At 67.0% G+C, this 18,762-nt stretch carries 18 protein-coding genes; 9 read left to right on the top strand and 9 right to left on the bottom strand.

The window, feature by feature from the left end; genetic code table 11:
* Positions 1-8: 8 nt before the first annotated feature.
* From mreD to BMZ17_RS01415, 3 genes are all read right to left on the bottom strand, one after another.
* Positions 9-488: a rod shape-determining protein MreD gene (gene mreD / locus BMZ17_RS01425; protein WP_093134362.1), complete on the bottom strand. Its 480-nt coding sequence runs from the start codon at positions 486-488 to the stop codon at positions 9-11.
* Entirely contained in the window at positions 485-1,660 is a 1,176-nt protein-coding gene (mreC, locus tag BMZ17_RS01420) for a rod shape-determining protein MreC (protein WP_093134357.1), read from the bottom strand. The genes mreD and mreC overlap by 4 nt, the downstream gene beginning before the upstream one ends.
* Positions 1,661-1,774: 114 nt before the next feature.
* Positions 1,775-2,821, bottom strand: a complete 1,047-nt coding sequence (locus BMZ17_RS01415) for a rod shape-determining protein (protein ID WP_093134352.1) — start codon at positions 2,819-2,821, stop codon at positions 1,775-1,777.
* Positions 2,822-3,115: 294 nt separating this feature from the next.
* Here BMZ17_RS01415 and BMZ17_RS01410 point away from each other — a divergent pair, with 294 nt between their 5' ends.
* The 3 genes from BMZ17_RS01410 to BMZ17_RS01400 all read left to right on the top strand — a co-directional run bounded on the left by BMZ17_RS01410 (position 3,116) and on the right by BMZ17_RS01400 (position 6,824).
* On the top strand, positions 3,116-4,048 hold the full coding sequence (locus BMZ17_RS01410) for a carbohydrate kinase family protein (RefSeq protein WP_093134349.1): 933 nt from the start codon (positions 3,116-3,118) through the stop codon (positions 4,046-4,048).
* Positions 4,049-4,262: 214 nt separating this feature from the next.
* Positions 4,263-5,786 (top strand): lipopolysaccharide biosynthesis protein, encoded by a 1,524-nt coding sequence (locus tag BMZ17_RS01405; RefSeq protein ID WP_093134344.1) that lies wholly within the window; start codon positions 4,263-4,265, stop codon positions 5,784-5,786.
* 15 nt (positions 5,787-5,801) lie between these two features.
* On the top strand, positions 5,802-6,824 hold the full coding sequence (locus BMZ17_RS01400; protein ID WP_093134339.1) for a glycosyltransferase family 2 protein: 1,023 nt from the start codon (positions 5,802-5,804) through the stop codon (positions 6,822-6,824).
* 71 nt (positions 6,825-6,895) lie between these two features.
* Here BMZ17_RS01400 and BMZ17_RS01395 read toward each other — a convergent pair whose 3' ends face one another.
* Both BMZ17_RS01395 and BMZ17_RS01390 read right to left on the bottom strand, forming a co-directional pair.
* Positions 6,896-8,020, bottom strand: coding sequence for an OprO/OprP family phosphate-selective porin (locus BMZ17_RS01395; protein ID WP_093134335.1), 1,125 nt, complete (start codon positions 8,018-8,020; stop codon positions 6,896-6,898).
* A gap of 74 nt (positions 8,021-8,094) precedes the next feature.
* Complete coding sequence (locus tag BMZ17_RS01390) at positions 8,095-9,444, bottom strand: MFS transporter (protein WP_093134330.1); 1,350 nt, start codon at positions 9,442-9,444, stop codon at positions 8,095-8,097.
* Between the two features lie 248 nt (positions 9,445-9,692).
* Here BMZ17_RS01390 and BMZ17_RS01385 point away from each other — a divergent pair, with 248 nt between their 5' ends.
* The 6 genes from BMZ17_RS01385 to BMZ17_RS01360 all read left to right on the top strand — a co-directional run bounded on the left by BMZ17_RS01385 (position 9,693) and on the right by BMZ17_RS01360 (position 15,613).
* The gene (locus BMZ17_RS01385) at positions 9,693-10,478 is read left to right on the top strand and encodes an IclR family transcriptional regulator (RefSeq protein WP_093134325.1); all 786 of its coding nucleotides are present in this window, start codon (positions 9,693-9,695) and stop codon (positions 10,476-10,478) included.
* A gap of 26 nt (positions 10,479-10,504) precedes the next feature.
* Positions 10,505-11,707 carry a CaiB/BaiF CoA transferase family protein gene (locus tag BMZ17_RS01380; RefSeq protein ID WP_093134320.1) on the top strand — a complete coding sequence of 401 codons (1,203 nt, stop codon included), beginning with the start codon at positions 10,505-10,507 and terminating at the stop codon, positions 11,705-11,707.
* Positions 11,700-12,440, top strand: coding sequence for an enoyl-CoA hydratase/isomerase family protein (locus BMZ17_RS01375; protein WP_093134315.1), 741 nt, complete (start codon positions 11,700-11,702; stop codon positions 12,438-12,440). The genes BMZ17_RS01380 and BMZ17_RS01375 overlap by 8 nt, the downstream gene beginning before the upstream one ends.
* Entirely contained in the window at positions 12,437-13,273 is an 837-nt protein-coding gene (locus BMZ17_RS01370; protein ID WP_093134310.1) for a CoA transferase subunit A, read from the top strand. The genes BMZ17_RS01375 and BMZ17_RS01370 overlap by 4 nt, the downstream gene beginning before the upstream one ends.
* Positions 13,266-14,000 (top strand): CoA-transferase subunit beta, encoded by a 735-nt coding sequence (locus BMZ17_RS01365; RefSeq protein WP_093134306.1) that lies wholly within the window; start codon positions 13,266-13,268, stop codon positions 13,998-14,000. Before BMZ17_RS01370 ends, BMZ17_RS01365 begins: the two co-directional genes overlap by 8 nt.
* 122 nt (positions 14,001-14,122) lie before the next feature.
* Positions 14,123-15,613 carry a class I adenylate-forming enzyme family protein gene (locus tag BMZ17_RS01360; protein ID WP_093134301.1) on the top strand — a complete coding sequence of 497 codons (1,491 nt, stop codon included), beginning with the start codon at positions 14,123-14,125 and terminating at the stop codon, positions 15,611-15,613.
* Positions 15,614-16,264: 651 nt separating this feature from the next.
* On the opposite strand, the gene BMZ17_RS01350 is transcribed toward BMZ17_RS01360, so the two are convergent.
* The 4 genes from BMZ17_RS01350 to flgA form a co-directional block, all read right to left on the bottom strand.
* The gene (locus BMZ17_RS01350; protein WP_093134296.1) at positions 16,265-16,996 is read right to left on the bottom strand and encodes a hypothetical protein; all 732 of its coding nucleotides are present in this window, start codon (positions 16,994-16,996) and stop codon (positions 16,265-16,267) included.
* Between the two features lie 51 nt (positions 16,997-17,047).
* A complete protein-coding gene (locus tag BMZ17_RS01345; RefSeq protein ID WP_093134292.1) occupies positions 17,048-17,395 on the bottom strand; it encodes a hypothetical protein in 348 nt (115 codons plus the stop codon).
* 1 nt (position 17,396) lies between these two features.
* On the bottom strand, positions 17,397-17,708 hold the full coding sequence (gene flgM / locus BMZ17_RS01340; protein WP_093134289.1) for a flagellar biosynthesis anti-sigma factor FlgM: 312 nt from the start codon (positions 17,706-17,708) through the stop codon (positions 17,397-17,399).
* A gap of 97 nt (positions 17,709-17,805) precedes the next feature.
* Positions 17,806-18,477, bottom strand: coding sequence for a flagellar basal body P-ring formation chaperone FlgA (gene flgA, locus BMZ17_RS01335; protein WP_175485443.1), 672 nt, complete (start codon positions 18,475-18,477; stop codon positions 17,806-17,808).
* Positions 18,478-18,762: the final 285 nt, after the last annotated feature.

Raw genomic sequence — 18,762 nt, 5'->3', positions numbered from 1 at the left:
GGCGCGGCTCAGCTGCGGCGCCCCAGGCGCAGGCCATCGAGCAGCACGAACAGCGGCGGCCACAGCAGCAGGCCGATCAGCGGCGCCCACCAGTACGTCCACGGCAGCATCGGCTCGCCGACCGCGAAATGGATCGCGCTGGCGACGATGCGATCGTTCAGCAGCAGGCCACCGATCGCCAGCGCCTGCTGGGACAGCGGGAAGAACCGCAGCCGCGCGCGGAAGCGCTGCAGGATGAAGGCCATCACCACCAGCCGCAGCGCCTGTTCGCCCAGCAGCCCGCCGAAACTGATATCGGCGATCAGGCCCATGATGAAGACAAAGCCCAGGCCGACGCGCTCGGGTTCTTCGATCACCCAGTAAGCCAGCACCAGCGCGAGCCAGTACGGGCGCAGCGCCTGCACCATCGGCGGCAGCGGCACCAGCGACAGCAGCAGTGCCAACACCACGCTGGTTGGCAGCACCCAGGCATTGCGGGTGCGGCTCATCGGCCCGGCTCCGTGCTGGCGGGCGTGGCGGTGGTCGCGGGCGGCATAGCCTGCGGGCGCGGCGTGGCGGGTGCGGTGGCTGGCGCGCTGGTTTGAGGGGAAGCACCGGCCGGCGTCGTGGACGGCTGGCGACCGGCAGCGGCGGCAGGCGTGCGCGGGGCAGTCGTCGCAGCGCCAGTGGCCGGTGGCGTCACGGGCGGCGCAGTCCCGCCAGCGGCCGGTTTCGCAGGCGTCACGGTCGAAGCCGGCTTGCCGGCCGCGTTGGCGGCCGGCGCGGGCACCTGCGCGGCCGGGCCGTTCGCACCCGGCGGTACCGGCAGCGGCGGCGCGATGTCGGAGGCCTTGAGCAGCAGCACGTTCCGGCCCCGGTCCAGGTGCGCGGCTGGGGTCAGTTCGCCCACCAGGAAGGTGCGACTGTCATCGGCATGCAGGTCGGCCACCGTGCCGACCGGGAAGCCCGCCGGGAAACGCCCGCCCAGGCCCGAGGTCACCACCACGTCGCCATCCTTGATGTCCGCGTTCAGCGGGACGTTGACCAGCTGCAGCTGGTCGCTGCGGCCGTTGCCGTAAGCCAGCAGGCGCACACCGTTGCGCTGCACCATCACCGGCACCGCGTGGTCCGGGTCGGTCAGCAGCAGCACGGTCGAATAGGTCGGCATCACCTGCACGATCTGGCCGAGCAGGCCGCCGGCATCGATCACCGGCTGGCCCACGTACACGCCATCGCGCGCGCCGGCATCCAGCACCAGGCGCTGGCGGGTCGGATCCAGGTCGATGTTGAGCACTGCGGCCAGCTGCACGTCCAGGCCGCGATTCCCGGCTGCGCCCAGCAGCGCACGCAGCTGGGCGTTGTCGGCCACCGCCGCGCTCAGCCGGGTCAGGCGGGCGTTGGAGACCAGCAGTTCGTCACGCAGGCGGCGGTTCTCGCTGGTCAGCTGGCCCAAGGTGGCCGCGTCATCCTGCAACCGCGTGCCCAGCTTGCCCGGCAGGCCGGCGACCAGCCACAGCGGTCCGGCCGCCAGGCTGACCTCCTGCTTGGCCCGCGCCAGCCAGCCGCCCTGGTGGTCCAGGATCACCAGGGCCACGCCCAGCGCCAGATAGGCCAGCAGCCGGAGGGAGCTGGCGATCTCGCCGGGACGAGGAGCAACGGGAGGGCCGGCGTAGGAAGGCACGTGGGCGGGGCGATGACCGGATGAGAAAGAAAGAGAGGCCTGGCGCATGCAGCACCCCGGCCTGCGGCGGAAGGGGCCCGCGTTCCCTGCCCCTTGCCGCGGCGTCCGGCGCCGTTACTCGGCGGCGAAGAACTCGTTGCCGTGCATGTCCACCAGTTCCAGCGCACGGCCGCCACCGCGGGCCACGCAGGTCAGCGGATCGTCGGCGACCTGCACGTGCAGGCCGGTTTCTTCGGAGATCAGCTTGTCCAGGTCGCGCAGCAGCGCGCCGCCGCCGGTGAGCACGATGCCGCGCTCGGCCACGTCGGCGCACAGCTCCGGCGGGGTCTGCTCCAGCGCCAGCTTGACCGCCGAGACGATGCCCGACAGCGGCTCGTGCAGGGCTTCGAGCACCTCGTTGGAGTTGATCTTGATCATCTTCGGCACGCCTTCGGCCAGGTTGCGGCCGGAGATTTCCATCTCCTCCACTTCCGGCTGGGCGTAGGCGCAGCCGATTTCCAGCTTGATGCGCTCGGCGGTGGCTTCACCGATCAGCATGCCGTGGTTGCGGCGCACGTAATTGGTGATGGATTCGTCGAAACGGTCGCCGCCCACGCGCACTGACTGCGAGTACACGATGCCGTTGAGCGAGATCACCGCGACCTCGGTGGTGCCGCCGCCGATGTCGATGACCATCGAGCCGCGCGCCTCGGTCACCGGCAGACCGGCGCCGATCGCCGCAGCCATCGGCTCCTCGATCAGGTAGACGTCGCGTGCACCGGCTTCTTCAGCCGATTCCTTGATGGCGCGGCGCTCGACCTGGGTCGAACCGGCCGGCACGCAGACCAGCACGCGCGGGCTGGGACGCAGCACGCGCGACTTGTGCACCTTCTTGATGAAGTGCTTGAGCATCGCCTCGGTGTAGGTGAAGTCGGCGATGACGCCGTCCTTCATCGGGCGGATGGTGGTGATGTGGCCCGGGGTGCGGCCGAGCATCTGCTTGGCCTCGGCGCCGACGGCCGCCACCGAGCGCGTGCCACCGATGGCGCGGTCCTGGCGCACGGCCACCACCGAGGGTTCGTTCAACACGATGCCCTGCCCGCGGACGTAGATCAGGGTGTTGGCCGTGCCCAGATCGATGGACAGGTCGTTGGAGAACATGCCGCGCAGCTTCTTGAACATCGGGGGATGGAATCCTTCGAAAGAGATGCAAATGCCCAGCGCCGATGGCGAAAAAATGGGCAAAAAAGAGGTCGGCTAGCCTAGCAACCCCCCTTGCGGCATACAAGGAAAATCGCAGCATGAACAAGCCTTTCAGCTGGGTCGCGACGGGGTTGGGACCGACTGCTCGGCTGGCCCTGTCCGGCATCAGCCGGTAACCTTGGCAACTCTTGCCGGCTTGCGTCGGCACTCCTTCAACGTCCCCTGGCGTGCGATCGGCACGCCGGAGGCTGCGCCACCCCTGCCAAGGCCGCCATGTCCGCACTGATCTGTGGTTCCCTCGCCTACGACACCATCATGGTGTTCCCGGACCAGTTCAAGAACCACATCCTGCCGGACAAGGTGCACATCCTGAATGTGTCGTTCCTGGTCCCGCGCATGCGCCGCGAGTTCGGCGGCTGCGCCGGCAACATCGCCTACAACCTGCATCTGCTGGGCGGCAACCCGATCCCGATGGGCACTGTGGGCCAGGATTTCGGCCCGTACCGCGAGCATTTCGAAACCCTGGGCATCGACCTGTCGCGCGTGAAGGTGATCGAGGAACTGTTCACCCCGCAGGCCTTCATCACCACCGACCACGACAACAACCAGATCACCGCCTTCCATCCCGGCGCGATGATGCGCAGCTACGAGAACCACGTGAAGGACGTGCCGGGCGTGACCCTGGGCCTGGTCGGCCCGGACGGGCGCGAAGGCATGATCCAGAACGCCGAGGAATTCGCCGCCGGCGGCGTGCCCTTCATCTTCGACCCGGGCCAGGCCATGCCGCTGTTCAACGGCCCGGAGCTGCGCACCTTCATCGAGCAGGCCGACTACGTGGTGGTCAACGACTACGAGTCCAACCTGCTGCAGGAGCGCACCGGATGGGACGAGAAAGCCATCGTCAGCCGGGTCAAGGCCTACATCACCACCCAGGGCCCCAAGGGCGCGCTGGTGCACACGCCGGGCAAGACCTACGACGTGCCGCCGGCCCACGAGCGCCGCGTGGTCGATCCGACCGGCTGCGGCGACGCGTTCCGCGCCGGCCTGATCTTCGGCATCGAAAAGGGCTGCGACTGGCTGACCATCGGCCGCATGGGCAACCTGATGGGCGCGCTCAAGGTCGAGCATCCGGGCACCCAGAACCAGCGCTTCGACTTCGACGAGTTCAACGACCAGTTCAAGCAGCAGTTCGGCTACGCGCTGTAAGGCGCGGCCCACTGCAGTCACGAGAGGCGGCCACGAGGCCGCCTTTTTGTTTGGCCGCCCCTGGGAGATCAAGCACCACCGGGGATCCCGGCGGCTGACCGGACCGTGTCAGTCCTGTCAGACAGGCGCATCCGCGCGCTTCCGGACGTCCTGAAACGGCCGGGCATGACGTTAGCCCTTTCGAACACAACGTGCAGGCATCCCCCGGCCGGACATGACCCATTCCCCCTCCGTGCGCTTGAACGCACTGGCCAATGTCCTTGGGCAAGGCGTGTCGACCCTGGTCGGCATCGTCTTCGTGCCGGTTTATCTCCAGTATCTCGGGGCCGAGGCGTACGGGCTGGTCGGTTTTTTCGTGGTCCTGCAGCTGTGGCTGGGACTGCTGGACGTGGGCCTGTCGCCGATGCTCAACCGCGAGGTCGCCCGGGCCCGGGCGCTTCCGGCCGGGTTCGACGACTTTCGCCGGGTCCTGCGCAGCGTCGAGCTGATCTTCGCCGGTATCGCCCTGGCCACCGGGCTGGCGATCACCCTGGCCAGCCCGCTGCTGGCCGCGCACTGGTTCAAGGTGCAGGCACTGGACCCGGCGCAGGTCAGCCAGTGCGTGATGCTGATGGGCTGGATGATCGGACTGAGGTTCTTCGCCTCGATCTACCGCACCGCGCTCAACGGGATGGAAGCACAGGTCTCGCTCAACGCGATCAACACGGTTTTGGCCTTGGCGAAAGCGCTGGGTTCGCTGGCGGTGCTGGTCTTCGTGAGTCCGACCCCACTGGCGTTCTTCCTGTTCCAGCTGGTGCTGGGCGTGCTGGAGCCGCTGATCCTGGCGCGACGCTGCTATCGCGTGTTCCCGCCGACGGCCACGCGCATCGGCCTGGCCTTTGCCCGGCAGGAACTGCGCGCCGCCCTGCCCTTTGGCCTGGGCGTGGCCTACACCTCGGTGTTGTGGATGCTGCTGTCGCAGCTGGACCGGCTGCTGCTGTCCGGGCTGTTGCCGCTGGCACAGTACGGATACTTCTCGCTGGTCACCGCCCTGTCCGGTGCGGTGATGCTGGCCGCTTCGCCGATCAGCAATGCGCTGATCCCGCGCCTGACCTACCTGCACTCGCGCGGCGAGACCGAACAGCTGCGGCGCCTGTTCCGCCATGCCACCCAGCTCACCGCCGTGGTGATGATCCCCCTGACCGGCATGGTCGCGGTGTTCGGCCGGGAGCTGATGTATGCCTGGACCGGCGACCTGGCCGCGGCCACCTGGGCAGCGTCGATCCTGTGCTGGTACATGGTCGGCAATACCTTCCTCACCTTCACCTCCTACCAGTACTACCTGCAATACGCCTACGGAGACCTGGCGCTGAACATCCGGGTGTCCACGCTGCAGGCGGTGATCGGCACGCCGCTCATCGTGCTGGCGGCGTACCGCTTCGGCGCGATGGGCACCGCGGTGGTGTGGTGCGTGCTGCAGGCGTTGACCTTCATCTCCTATCCGCCGCTGGTGCAGCGCCGGCTCACGCCCGGCCTGTATCGCCCGTGGCTGCAGCGCGATTTGTTGCCGGTGGCGGTGGGCGCGGCGCTGATGCTCGCGCTGGTAGTCGTGCTGTCGCGCGACGCCGTCATGCAGTTGAACCGTGTCGAGATCTTCCTGGCGCTGGGCGCGATGGGCCTGTGCGTCATGGCCGGCGCAGCGGCGGGCAGCTCGCTGCTGCGCAGTTACCTGGTTCGAAAACCCCTTCCGCACGCATAGGGAACCCCAGCACTTATGCCCCTCGTCTCGATCGTCATCCCTGCCTACAACGCGGCCGCCTTCATCCATCGCAGCGTCGCTTCGATCCAGCAGCAGACCCTGACCGATCTGGAGATCCTGGTGGTCGATGACGCGTCCACCGACGACACCATCGCCACGGTCGAAGCGCTGATCGCCGAAGGCGCCGAGATCCGCCTGCTCAGGCAGGAAAAAAACGGCGGCGTCGCCGTCGCCCGTAACACCGGCATCGACCAGGCCCGCGGACGCTACATCGCCTTCCTCGATGCCGATGACATCTTCCTGCCCGAGCGGCTCGAACACCTGGTCCAGCAGGCCGAAGCGCAGCAGCTCGATGTGGTGGGCGACAACCAGGTGCTGCTCGACCTGCACCTGGGTCGCCATGTCGGTGCAACGGCCTTCAACCCCACCGCGCAGCTCAAGGCCATGGATGCGCTGACCTTCCTCAAGCGCGCCAACAACATCCCGAGCCTGCGCGAAATCCTGTCTGGCCATCGCGGGACGTATTCCCCGCTGATCAAGCCGATGATCCGTCGCGATTTCCTCACCCAGCACGGGCTGCGCTACGACCCAGCCTGCAAGATCGGCGAGGACTTCGACCTGCACATCCGCTGCCTGCTGGAAGGCGCGCGTGCGGCGCTGGTGCCGCAGGCCTATTACGTCTACACGCTGGCCTACAGCGATTACTCCGCCACGCGCTCGCCGCACTCGCGCACCGTGCTCAACCTGAAGCCGGTGCTGCGCAACATCGACCAGCTACTGCAACGCTATGGCGGACGCCTGTCGCCGGTGGTCAGGCGCGAACTGGTGCGCTGCAAGTCCGGCGCGCGCGGCCTGGAGCGTTTCGAACAGCTCAAGACCGACCTGTACCGCGGGCGCGTGCATGCGCTACTGGGCCTGTTCGCGCTGCCGGTGGTGTGGCGCTACACCGCACGTTCGACCACCATCAAGCTGCGCCACCTGTCCACGCGCCTGCTCGATCGACGACGCGCGCGTCGCGCCATGGAACCCTCGCACTAAGCATCCGCACAATGAAAAAGGCAGGCCCCGCAGGGCCTGCCTTTTTGTGTTGCACGCGGCAATGCGTCAGATCAGAACATGACCTGCGCGCGCATCTCGACCGCGTCCGGCTCGATCGTCACCCCGGCACGGCGGCTGCTGGCCTTGATGTAGTTGGCCTGCACCTTGAAGTGCTTGCTGAAGTAGTAGTTCGCGCCCACGGTCCAGTCGTGCTGGTAGCCACCCTGGATGTTGCCGTCGTTGAGGTCCAGGTCGCTGTAGCGCAGCAGCAGTTCCAGTGCGCCGGCCGGGCCCTTCGGCGTCACGTTGCCCAGGGTGCCGGTGTAGGCACGCGATTCGCCGGTGACGACCCAGCTGCCGTACACGGTGTTGCCCTGCGCGTGGAAGTCGTCGAAACCGTCGCCGCGGGCGACGTTTTCTTCCAGGTGCTCGGCCAGCACGGTGAACGGGCCGGCGATGCGGATGAATTCCAGGCCACCGCGTTCGATATGGCTGGTGCCCGGCAGCGCGCCGCTGTCGATCAGGCGCGTATCGGTCAGGCCCGCTTCGATCTTGGCGCGCACGCGCTGGGAGGTCGTATCCGGATTTTCGACCGAGTAACCCACGCCCAGGTGGATCACGTCGCCTTCGGCCTTATGCGGCGTCCAGGTGAAGTGGCCGGCCATGGTGGTGCCGTGGTTGGTCCCTTCCGGGGTGCCGCCGGCAAAACCCTGCAGCTGCAGGTTCCAGGTCTTGCGGGTCAGCGCCCACTCCACGCCGGTGCGGCGACCCTCATAGATGGCCTGCGTGGCCAGTGGCGCTTCGAGGAAAGAGATCGAGCGTGAGGAGCCAACCGAATCAAGCCCGACCGGCGTCTTGATATAACCGACACGGATCGCGCCGTAGTCCTTGCCGAACCAGGCCTTGGTCTGGAAGCGCATGTAGATGTCCAGCCAGACCTCGGCCTGGAAATCGTAGTACGCCATTGCATCGAAGACGCCATCGAGCTTGTACGTCGCGCCGAACTCCTTGCGACGCATGTCATCCGCGTTCTCGAAGCGGGCATCGTCACCGCTGAAGTGGTTCTGGTCATAGGCAAAGTTGCCCGTGATGGCCAGCTGACCGCCATTATCGAATTTGTATGACGTCGGCCAATCGGCCGCCGCGGCGGTGCCTGCGATGCACAACAGACTTGCGCTGAGCAATGTCCGCTTCATGTTCTCTCCCGTTTTCAATTCAAATGCCGTGCCCGCGGTGGCTGCGGGCGCGGCATCTTTTAGTGACGGCTGTGTCAGCCATGTGATGAATGCAGGCGCGACTGTACGCGGGTGCGCCCGGATGCCCGTATAGCCAAATCGTCGGAGAACGCCCCGCGGCGGTACAGCAGCACCGCGCCTAGGACTGCCACCACGGCGGAGGCCGCCAGCCACGCGCCGGGCATGGCCTTGTTGCCGGTGGACTGGATCAGCCAGGTCGAAATCGCCGGGGTAAACCCGCCGAAGATCGCCTGGGCCAGGCTGTAAGCCAGCGAAAAGCCGGTCGCACGGACGTTGGCCGGCATGATCTCGGTCAGCGTCACCACCATCACCCCCTGGTAGCCGCCGTACAGGAACGAGAACCACATCAATGTCGCCAACAGACGGCCGAACGACGGCTCGGCCACCAGCCACAGCATCGCCGGATATGCGGTCAGCGCGATCAGCGCCGAGAACACCAGCAGCACCCGGAAGCGCCCGACCCGGTCGGACAGCGAGCCCATCAGCGGGATCCAGATGAAGTTGGCGATGCCCACGGCCACGGTGCAGACGAAGCTGTCCATGTCGGTCAGGCCCAGCTCGCGCTTGCCGAAGGTCGGCGTGTAGGCCGTGATCAGGTAGAACATCACGCTGGTCAGCGTCACCAGGAACACCGCCAGCAGCACGATGCGCCAGTCGCGCGCCAGTGCGCCGTAGACCTCGCGCAGCGACGGCCGCTTGGTCGTGGCCGCGCGCTGCTTGAAATCCTCGGTTTCCTGCAGCGAGCGGCGGATGAAGAACAGGAACGGCACGATCAGGCAGCCGATCAGGAACGGCACGCGCCAGCCCCAGGCCTGCATCTGGTCTTCGCTCAGGGTGAAGCGCAGGCCCACGCCGATGATCGCGGCGAATACCACCGCCACCTGCTGGCTGGCCGACTGCCAGCTCACGTAGAAACCGCGCTTGCCCGGCGTGGCGATCTCGGCCAGATAGACCGACACGCCGCCGGATTCGGCGCCGGCGGAGAAGCCCTGCAGCAGGCGGCCGACCACGATCAGGACCGGCGCGGCCAGGCCGATAGTGGCGTAGCTGGGCGTCAGCGCGATCAGCAGCACGCCGGCGGACATGATCCCTAAGCTCATCAGCAGGCCGGCGCGGCGGCCATGGCGATCGATGTAGCCGCCCAGCACGATCGCGCCCAGCGGACGCATCAGGAAGCCGACGCCGAAGGTCATCAGCGACAGCATCAGCGACACGAACTCGTTGTCGCTGGGGAACATGGCCTTGGCGATGGCCGAGGCATAGAAGCCGTAGACCATGAAGTCGAACATTTCGAGGAAGTTGCCGCTGACCACGCGGAACACCGAGCCTCGCTTGCTCACATTCGAGAGGGGTTGTGCAGACATTGCCTGGTTCTCCAAAGAAACCTGCCAGCGAAAGTGTTCTACATTTCGGAACGATGTTTTGTATCCTGAAACGACTAGATCAGACGCTTTCGAGGCCGGTCAACGTGCAGTGCAGCATGTTCTGACATGCGAAATGATGGCGTTTCGGCATGTGGAAAGTCGAAAAAGTGATCCTCGCCAGAGTGGGTTGACAGCTAAATTTCGTCAGGCGTAGCGTATTTCGAAACGCCATTCCGGTATTTGGAACGATGGACACCACCCTGCTGAAAGGCCTCAACGTGTTGGAGCTGCTCGCCCAGAGCGAGCAGCCCAAGGGCGTTTCCGATATCGCCCGCGCACTCAACCTGACCAAGAGCAACGTGCACCGCACGCTGCAGACCCTGGTGTCGGCTGGTTACGTGCACCAAGGCCTGCGTCAGGGCACCTACGCCTGCACGCTGAAACTGTTCGAACTGGCCAGCCCGCTGGTCGCCCGCCTGGACGTGCGCCAGCTGGCCGAACCGGCCATGCAGGCGTTGGCGGCCAAGACCCAGGAGAGCATCCACCTGGCCGTGCTCGACCGGCTGGAGGTGATTTATTTGCACAAGATCGAGAGCATCCAGCCGGTGCGCGCCTATTCCAGCGTCGGCGGCCGCGCGCCGGCCTACGCGGTGGCCACCGGCAAGGCAATGCTGGCCTGGCAGGACGAATCCACCTTGGCCCTGCTGCCGGAGACCTTCGAGCGCACCACCTCGCGCACGCTGGCCGGGCGCAAGGCCCTGCTCACCGAAACCCAGCAGGTGCGCGAACTGGGCTATGCGATCAACCGCGGCGAATGGCGCGAAGGCGTATGCGGCGCGGCCGCGGTGATCCTGGACGCGCAGCGCCAGGTGATCGCCGCGGTCGGCGTCTCCGGCCCGGCCGAACGCCTGCGCCCGGCCACGCTACGCAAGCACGCCGAGCGCGTGGTCGAAGCCGCCCGCGAGGTCTCGCGTGCGATGGGCTGCACCCGGTACGAACCCCTTCCCGCGGCCGGCGATCGCGCCGCGGCCTGAGCCTGACGATGCACAAGGAGTCCCCCATGCAACTTCCCCTTTCCGGCGTGCGCGTCGTGGAATTCTGCTCCGTGGCCGCCGGCCCGTTCTGCTCGATGCTGCTGGCCGACATGGGCGCGGACGTGATCAAGGTCGAGAACCCGGACGGCGGCGATTCCATGCGTGCCTGGCCGCCGCTGACCGAAGGCTTCAGCGAGAACTTCGCCTCGGTCAACCGCAACAAGCGCGCGATCACGCTGGACCTCAAGGATCCGACCGACAACGCCCGCGCCAAGGCGCTGATCGACAGCGCGCAGGTGGTGCTGGAGAACAATCGTCCTGGCGTGATGCAGCGCCTGGGCCTGGATTACGCCAGCGCTGTGCAGGCCAATCCGGCGCTGGTGTACTGCTCGATCTCGGCCTTCGGCCAGGAAGGCCCGCGCTCGCGCGAGGCCGGCTTCGACCTGACCCTGCAGGCGATGAGCGGGATCATGAGCGTGACCGGCGAAGAAGGCGGCGCGCCGGTGAAGTGCGGCGTGCCGCTCTCGGATTTCTGCACTGGCCTATACGCGGCCTACGCGATCGCCGCAGCGCTGATGCAGGCACGCGCCGGCGGCCAGGGCACGCACATCGACGCATCGATGTTCGGCGCCTCGCTGGCCGTGGCCGCGCTGCAGACCAGCGAGTACTTCGGCAGCGGCCGCGATCCGCGCAAGCTGGGTTCGGCCCATCCGCGCAACGCGCCGTACCAAGCGTTCCAGGCGCGCGACGGCTGGTTCGCGATGGCCGCCGGCAACAACGCGCTGTTCAAGGCCGCGTGCAAGGCGATCGACTGGCCGGAACTGGCCGATGACGTGCGCTTCGCCTCGACCTCATTGCGTGCCCAGCACCAGAGCGAACTGAAAGCGCTGCTGGACGAGCGCGTGTTCTCCAAGCTCGATGCGGCCGACCTGCTAGCGCGCTTCCGCGCGGCCGGCGTGCCGTGCTCGCCGATCAACACCTATTCCGAAGCGCTGGCCGATCCCCAGGTGGAACACATGGGCTGGATCTCGCAGATCGACCTGCCCGGCGGCGGCAGCGCGCGCACGTTCGGCTCGCCGCTGCGGTTCTCCGGCGAGGGCTTTCCGATCACGCGCAATCCGCCGTCGCTGGGCCAGCACAACGCCGAAGTCTTCGCCGAAGTCGATGCGTTGATCGCCGCACGCGATACAGACGATGCGCCGCTGCAGAAGGTGGCCCGTCATGCTTGATCAGGTGAAGGAGCTGCGCGTTGAGCGCGCCGGCACGACGCTGACGCTCACGCTGGATCGCGCCGACAAGCGCAATGCGCTGTCGCCGTCGCTGGTCGATGCGCTGCTGGGCGCCGTACAGGCGGCATATCACGACGGCACCGAGCTGCTGGTACTGCGCGGCGAAGGCAAGAATTTCTGCGCGGGCTTCGACCTGTCCGATTACGCCGAAGCCTCCGAGGGCGACCTGTTGCTGCGCTTCGTGCACATCGAGCAGCTGCTGCAGGCTGTGGCGCACGCACCGTTCGAAACCGTGGCGTTGGTGCATGGCCGCAACTTCGGCGCCGGCGTGGACCTGATCTGCAGCTGCGATCGTCGCATCGCCAGTGCCGATGCCAGCTTCATGATGCCGGGCCTGGGCTTCGGCCTGGTGCTGGGCACGCGCCGCTATGCCGCGCGCGTCGGCGCAGTGCGCGCACGCAGCGTGCTGGGCGATGGCATGACCTTCGATGCGGCCACCGCCGTGCACGACGGCTTCCTCACGCAGATTGCCGAGACCGACACTTGGCCTGCCCTGCTGGAACAACTGCAAACCACCACCTTGCCGCGCCTGAGCGGCGATGCCTGGCGTCGCCTGGACAGCGCCCTGCTGGCCGACACGCGCGACGCCGACATGGCCGCGCTGGTCGCTTCGGCCGCGGTGCCCGGCATCCACGAACGCATCCGCCGCTATCGCGAAGGAGCTCGCGCATGAGCACCACCACCTCAAAGAAGCAGTTGTCGATCAGTGATCTGGCCGCCCTCGTGCCCGATGGCGCCTCGCTGGCGCTGGGCGGCAGCTTCCTGCATCGCGGGCCGTTCGCGCTGGTGCGCGAGCTGATCCGCCAGGGCCGCAAGGATCTGGAAATTATCAAGCAGTCGCCCGGCTACGACATCGACCTGCTGTGCCGCGCCGGCGCGGTGCGTCGCACCCGCGCCGGGATCGTGGCGATGGAAGGCAACTTCGGCCTGGCGCCGTGGTATCGCAAGGCGGTCGAACAGCAACAGATCGAACTGGAAGAACACGCATGCGCCACGCTGACCGCTGGCCTGCGTGCCTCTGCGTTCGGCGTGCCGTTCCAGCCCGTCGGTGGCGTACACGGTTCTGCATTGGTGGAACTCAACGGCTGGAAGGCGCTCGACGATCCCTACGGCCAGGGCGAGCCGACCTACGTGATCCCCGCGATCAAGCCGGACTTCGCCGTGCTGCACGTCAATGAGGTCAGCCCCGACGGCGACGTGCGCGTCTATGGCACCTCGCACTGGGATCGCATCATGACCCGCGCCGCCGACAAGGTGATCGTGGTCGCCGAGCGTGTGGCCAGCGAGGAAAGTTTCCGCACCCAGCCCGAACTCACCCTGGTGCCGCACTTCATGACCACCGCCTACGCCATCGTGCCCGGTGGCGCGTGGCCGGGCTCGTGCTGGCCCGAGTACGAAGTGGATTACCCCGCGGTCACCGCGTACCTGGAGGACGCGCCCGGTGTGCTCGACGCACATCTGGATGCCGCGCCCGAAGCCCGCGAAACGGAGGCCGCCCATGTCTGAGTCCTGGTCCGGGTTCTCGTACATCGTCACCAACCTGGCGCGCTTCGTGCGCCCGCAGGAGGTGACCTTCAGCGGCGTCAACTCGACGCTGCCGATGCTGGCCTGCCTGATGGCCAAGCGCGCCTACGATTTCGAGTTCACCTTCATCAATGTGGCCGGCGGCGTCGATCCGCAGCCGTCGATGATCCCGATTTCCAGCTCCGATCCGGTGCTGGCCGAGCGCTCGACCGCGATCTTCGCCAACGAGGATTTCTATGACCTGTGCACGCGCGGGCGAATGGACCTGTGCTTCCTCGGCGCGGCGCAGATCGACGGACTGGGTCGCACCAACGTCTCGTCGATCGGCGACTGGCATGCACCGAAGGTGCGCCTGCCCGGCGGCGGTGGCGGCGCGGTGATGCTGCCGACCGCACGCCGCGCCTGCACCTGGCGCACCGAGCACTCCACGCGCACGCTGGTGGAGAAGCTGGACTTCGTCACTGCCGCCGGCGGACTGGCCGGCGTGGTCACGCCGATCGCAGTGTTCATCAAGCGCGACGACAAACTGGCGCTGGCGTCCTGGCATCCCGAGGTGACGCTGGAAGAAGTGAAGGCGCGCACCGGTTTCGACTTCGACGCGACCGGCGCCACGCCCACGCCACTGCCCACGCAGGAAGAAATCGATGCACTGCGTTCGCTCGACCCAACCGGTCAGTTCGAGCGCGATGCCAAGGTCAAGCTGCATTGAGTCAAGCGCCCGTGCCCGCACCTGCGGGCATGAGCACATGCCGGCGCGTCCTAAGCCGGCACCTTCCCTGACGGACCCCACGCCGCCATCTCGTCCTCCACGCTTCACGCTCAGGAGTCGCCGTGTCGACAGTCCAATCCATCAGCCATCGCCTGCGCAGCGCGCTGCAGGCCCACGCGGCCGCAGGCCACACCGCCTTGATCGGCCCGTTCGGCGAGGTGTCCTACGCGCAGCTTGCACGCGATATCGATGCCGCCGCGGCCGCCGCGCATGACCACGGCTTGCAGCGCGGCGAACTGGTCGGCCTGGTCACGCGCAAGACGCCCGAGGCCATCGCCGCGTTCTTCGGCCTGATGCAGGCCGGCGGCTGCCCCGGCTTCATGGAACCGGGCCTGGCCCTCGACGCCGCGGCCGAGCGCATGCTGGCCGTGGGCATGTTGCGCCTGGTGGTGGAAGACGCCGAGGCCGGCGCGCAGCTGCAGGCGCTGGTGCCGGGCCTGCAGGTGATCGCACTCGAGGCGCTTTCCGGCGACGGCAGCTGGATCGATGACGGCCTGAGCCCGGACGACCGCGCGCAGATCCTGTTCACCAGCGGCAGCACCGGAAAATCCAAGGGCGTGCTGCAGCCGCATCGCGGCCTGGACAGCAACGCCAGCGGCGTGATCGCGCACACGCAGATCACCCCGGACGATCGCCTGCTGCATGCCATGCCGGTCCACCACACCAACGGCGTCAACAACCAGTTGATCGCACCGTTCCTGTGCGGCGCGCAGGTGGTGCTGATCGAGCGCTTCCGCGCCGAAGACTGCGTGCAGCAGCTGCGCGATTACGCGCCGACCTACCTCACCGGCGTGCCGACGATGTATGCACGCATGCTGCCGTTTTTGAAGGAAGGCGAGCGCTTCCCCTCGTTGCGTTTCCTGCGCTGCGGTTCGGCGCCGATCACGCCCGCGTTGCAGGTACAGATCGAGGAAGCCTTCGGCGTGCAGCTGCTGGTGTCTTACGGCCTATCCGAAGCCACCTGCACCTCCACGATGAATCCGCCGGGTGCGCGCCGCATCGGCAGTATCGGCACCGTGCTGGAAGGCCAGGTGGTCAAGCTGTTCAAGCCCGGCACCGATGAGGTCGTTGATCGCGGCGAAGGCGAGATCCGCATCGGCGGCGAGGCGCTGATGCTGGGCTACATCGGCACCGATGCCGCCCAGCCGATCGAACGCGGCTGGCTGCTCACCGGCGACCTGGGCCGCTTCGATGAAGACGGTTATCTGTCGATCACCGGCCGCATCAAGGACGTGATCATCCGCGGTGGCGAGAACATCTCGCCCGCGCTGATCGAGGCCGAGTTGAGCCGCCATGCGTCGGTCGCCGAATGCTGCGTGGTCGGCCTGCCGCACCACGACCTGGGCGAAGTGCCGGTGGCGTTCGTGGTGCTGGACCCGTCCGCGCCTGCGGTCGATGCCGACGCGCTGCAGGGCCTGATCCGGCAGAAGCTGGCGCGGACGTATGTGCCGCAGGAGATCCATTTCCTGAAGACCTTGCCGGTCAATGGCGTGGGAAAGGTGGATCGGCGGGCGTTGCAGCGGAGGTTTGAGGTGGCGCCAAAGGCGGCCTAGCTTTTCCGCTTGCAGTGCGCTGCAAGTTCGCACTTTAGCTTTTGAAAGCAGAGCTTTCGTGCGGCTTCGCCGCCCGACCTACTTTCTTTGCTTGTGCAAAGAAAGCTAGGCAAAGAAGCGCTTTTCCACAGACGCATGTCTGGTCAACACACTCCGGGCGGCACGCCCGCTTCGCAGGTTCGCTACGGGGCGAGGGATTTTTGGAAGGGACATCCTTGTCCCTTCCAAAAACGACGTGCATCCATGCACGTCGCCCTACGGGTCTTTGCCTCGCCCCTTCGCCGCGCCTCACGGAGATTTCAAAGCGCAAGCAAGAGCAGCACCGCGCGCGGTGCCGATTTTGCTTTTGCTGTTGCTCCGCTCTTGATCTTCAGCGCCTTCAAAGCGAGCCGAGCACCGCAGGCTGATCGGGCCGAAGAGGCGCCCTGTTTGAGCGAAGCGAGTTTGGGCGCCGTGCCCGATCAGACGAGGAGCACAGGGCACCGATGCGAAGCATCGGCGAGTGTCAGGCGCTGGCGGTTTTGCTTCCTTTTGCCAAGACAAAAGGAAGGCGCGCTGCGAAGCAGCGTGAAAGCTTTGCTTTAAAGGCCTTTGATTCGAACGCCGCCTGGCAGCTCGCGTAGTCGAGCAATCAGAAGAGAAGCAAAACGATCACTTCCCTGCATCCCATCCCGGCATCTGCGCCACATCCAACCCACCGGTCTCGAACTCCGCCGTCTGCGTCCCACCGGACTTCACCGGAAATTCGATCTTCAAGGTCTTGGCATGCGCGGCCAACTTCCACAGGCCCTTGTAGTCGGTGATGAACATCGCGATGGCCTCATCGGTGTCCGGACGCCAGGCATCCATCGCCTTGGGCTTGCCGTCGTCGACGGTCACCTTGACCTTGCAGCCCTTCAGGCAGGGGAAATCGCCGGCCTTGAGCACCAGGTAGGAACTCTGCTTCCACTCGGGGTGGTCGCGGAAGACCAGCTGCACGTCCTGCTTCTTGCCGCTGCCGTCGGTGTCCAATGGCAGGTGGCTCATGATCGAGGCCGAGACCTGTGCGCCCTTGCCGATCATCACCTGGTTGTAGTTCCACAGGCCGGCCAGGCGGCGATCTTCGCGCGCGGTGTCGGATTTGACCTTGGCGTCGTCGTACTGCGGCTTGATCTTCTGCGCCGCCGGCGTGTCGGGGTACTGGTCGATCAGGGCGCTGCCGTGGGCGCGGGCCAGGTCCCAGTTCTGGGCGGTGTAGGCCTCGTCGAACTGGGCGGCGAGTTTTTCCGACGCCTGCTGCTGTTGGGCGGCCAGGGCGGCGGCCTGCTGACGTTGTTCGGCTTCGTGGTCGGTGCAGCCGGCCAGGGCGGCAGTGCACAGGACGGACAGCAGGAGGCGCTTCATCGAGGGACAACTCCGTGGGGCGAGGGTGTGCCTGGCCACCACGGATGGGTGTTACACGACGGCGAGGCTGCGCCCCTGTGCGCGCGTGCCGGCCAGGCCCGCAGCATTGTACGTGCCGGTCGATTCGACGCGGCCCAGATGGCGCAGCGCCCAGTCCACTTCGCGGCGACGACGCGCCAGCAGGATGCCGTTGGCCTGGTTGAGCTGGCGCAGGGCGTTGACGCGCTCGGCAGCCGAATGGTCCGGCGGGGCGGCTTCGGCCTGGCGCAGGGCGCGCACCTTGGCTTCGGTGGAGGCCAGCAGCGCCAGCACGTCGTTGTCCAGTAGGGCGCGGCGCTCTTCCTGCAGCGCCTGCTCCAGCGCGCCCAGCGGGCTTGCGTCGGTGTTGGAAAGGCTCATGTCAGCGTCCCAGTTCGCGGTCCAGGTCCAGCATGCGCGAGGCGATGGCCTGCGCGTCGATCTTGTAGCTGCCATCGGCGATGGCGGCCTTGAGCGCGTTTACACGGCCCATGTCGATCCCCGCCGGAGCGGCACCGAGTTCGCGTCCCATGGCTTTGAGTCCTTCGGCGTCGCCGGTCAGGCTGAGGCGGTCTGGCTCGGCCGCAGCCGAGATGGGTTCATTGCGGGCGCCACCGGTGCGGCTGGCGGCCACGGTCGCAGCGACATCCGCCGCACGCGTGGCAGGCGTCAGCCCGTCGATCTTGTAGCTCATGGGGCACTCCCAAAGTTCTTTTGTCGAACCCGGTAACGGCGGGTCCGCAGGGAACTTGAGGGGCAGGTGACATTTTTTGTCAGCCGGCCGTTCAGCTTCACTGGACGACCTCGACCACCCCCGGTTCGGCCGAGACCTTGCCGCGGATGACCTTGTTGGAGGAACTGTTCTGTACCGCCACGCGCTGGCCGACCTGGGCGTTGCCCAGGGCCACGCCGGGCATGCGGATCTCGGCCCCACCCACGCGCGAGACCAGCACCACCGGGTCGCCGCGCTTCAGGGGTTCGCCCTCCTGCAGGTCGGCGGCGGTGACCACGTCGCCCGCGCTCAGGGCGCGGCGGGTGACGCTGCCGGCCAGCTGGGCCGGATCGCTGAAGGTTGCGCCCTCGGTGGTGCCCAGATCGCGGCGCTGGACCAGCAGCTGGGCGTCGGACAGCGGCTGGCCCGGGCGCAGCGGCGCGCCGACCACGACCACGTCGGCCTCGCGACGCACGGTGACCGGGACGAAGATCTTCCAGCCCGGCGCGTCGTCGCAGCGGACCTGGGCCATGCGCGTGCCCGAAGCCACTGCCTGCAGCGGCTGGCCGCAGGCGGGCAGGCGCAGGCTGGAATCCAACCGGGCCTCGCCTTGCGCCTGGGGACCGCCGACGGCCTGGAGCGCGGCAGCGCGGACGCTGTCCAGCGGCTGCAGGCCGGTGGTGGCGGCCTGAGCCTTGCAGGTCGCCAGGGCCGCGAGCAATAGGACGCGTTGGAGGGTTGGGCGTTTCATGGTTGGGGTTTTGCAAGTCTTGTGCCCCAGCGCTCGCTTTGGCCTGCGTTGAAAGCAAAGGCTTCCGCGCCTTTGGCGCGTCCTACTTTTGCCTTGGCAAAAGTAGGCAAAACCGTCTTCGCCGGGACGCGAGCCGATGCGGTGAAGCCGCATCGGTGCCCTGTGCTCCTCGCCTGAAATGGCACGGCGCGGGAACTCGCTTCGCTCAGACACCCGCGCCTCTTCGGCCAATTCAGCCTGCGGTGCTCGGCTCGCTTTACGGCTCGGTGGATCAAATGCGAAGAG

The organism is Pseudoxanthomonas sp. GM95 (genome assembly GCF_900109775.1).
Lineage (GTDB): Bacteria > Pseudomonadota > Gammaproteobacteria > Xanthomonadales > Xanthomonadaceae > Pseudoxanthomonas_A.
The sequence above is the reverse complement of the archived record's forward strand: the minus strand, read 5'-3'. Positions and strand labels throughout refer to the sequence as shown.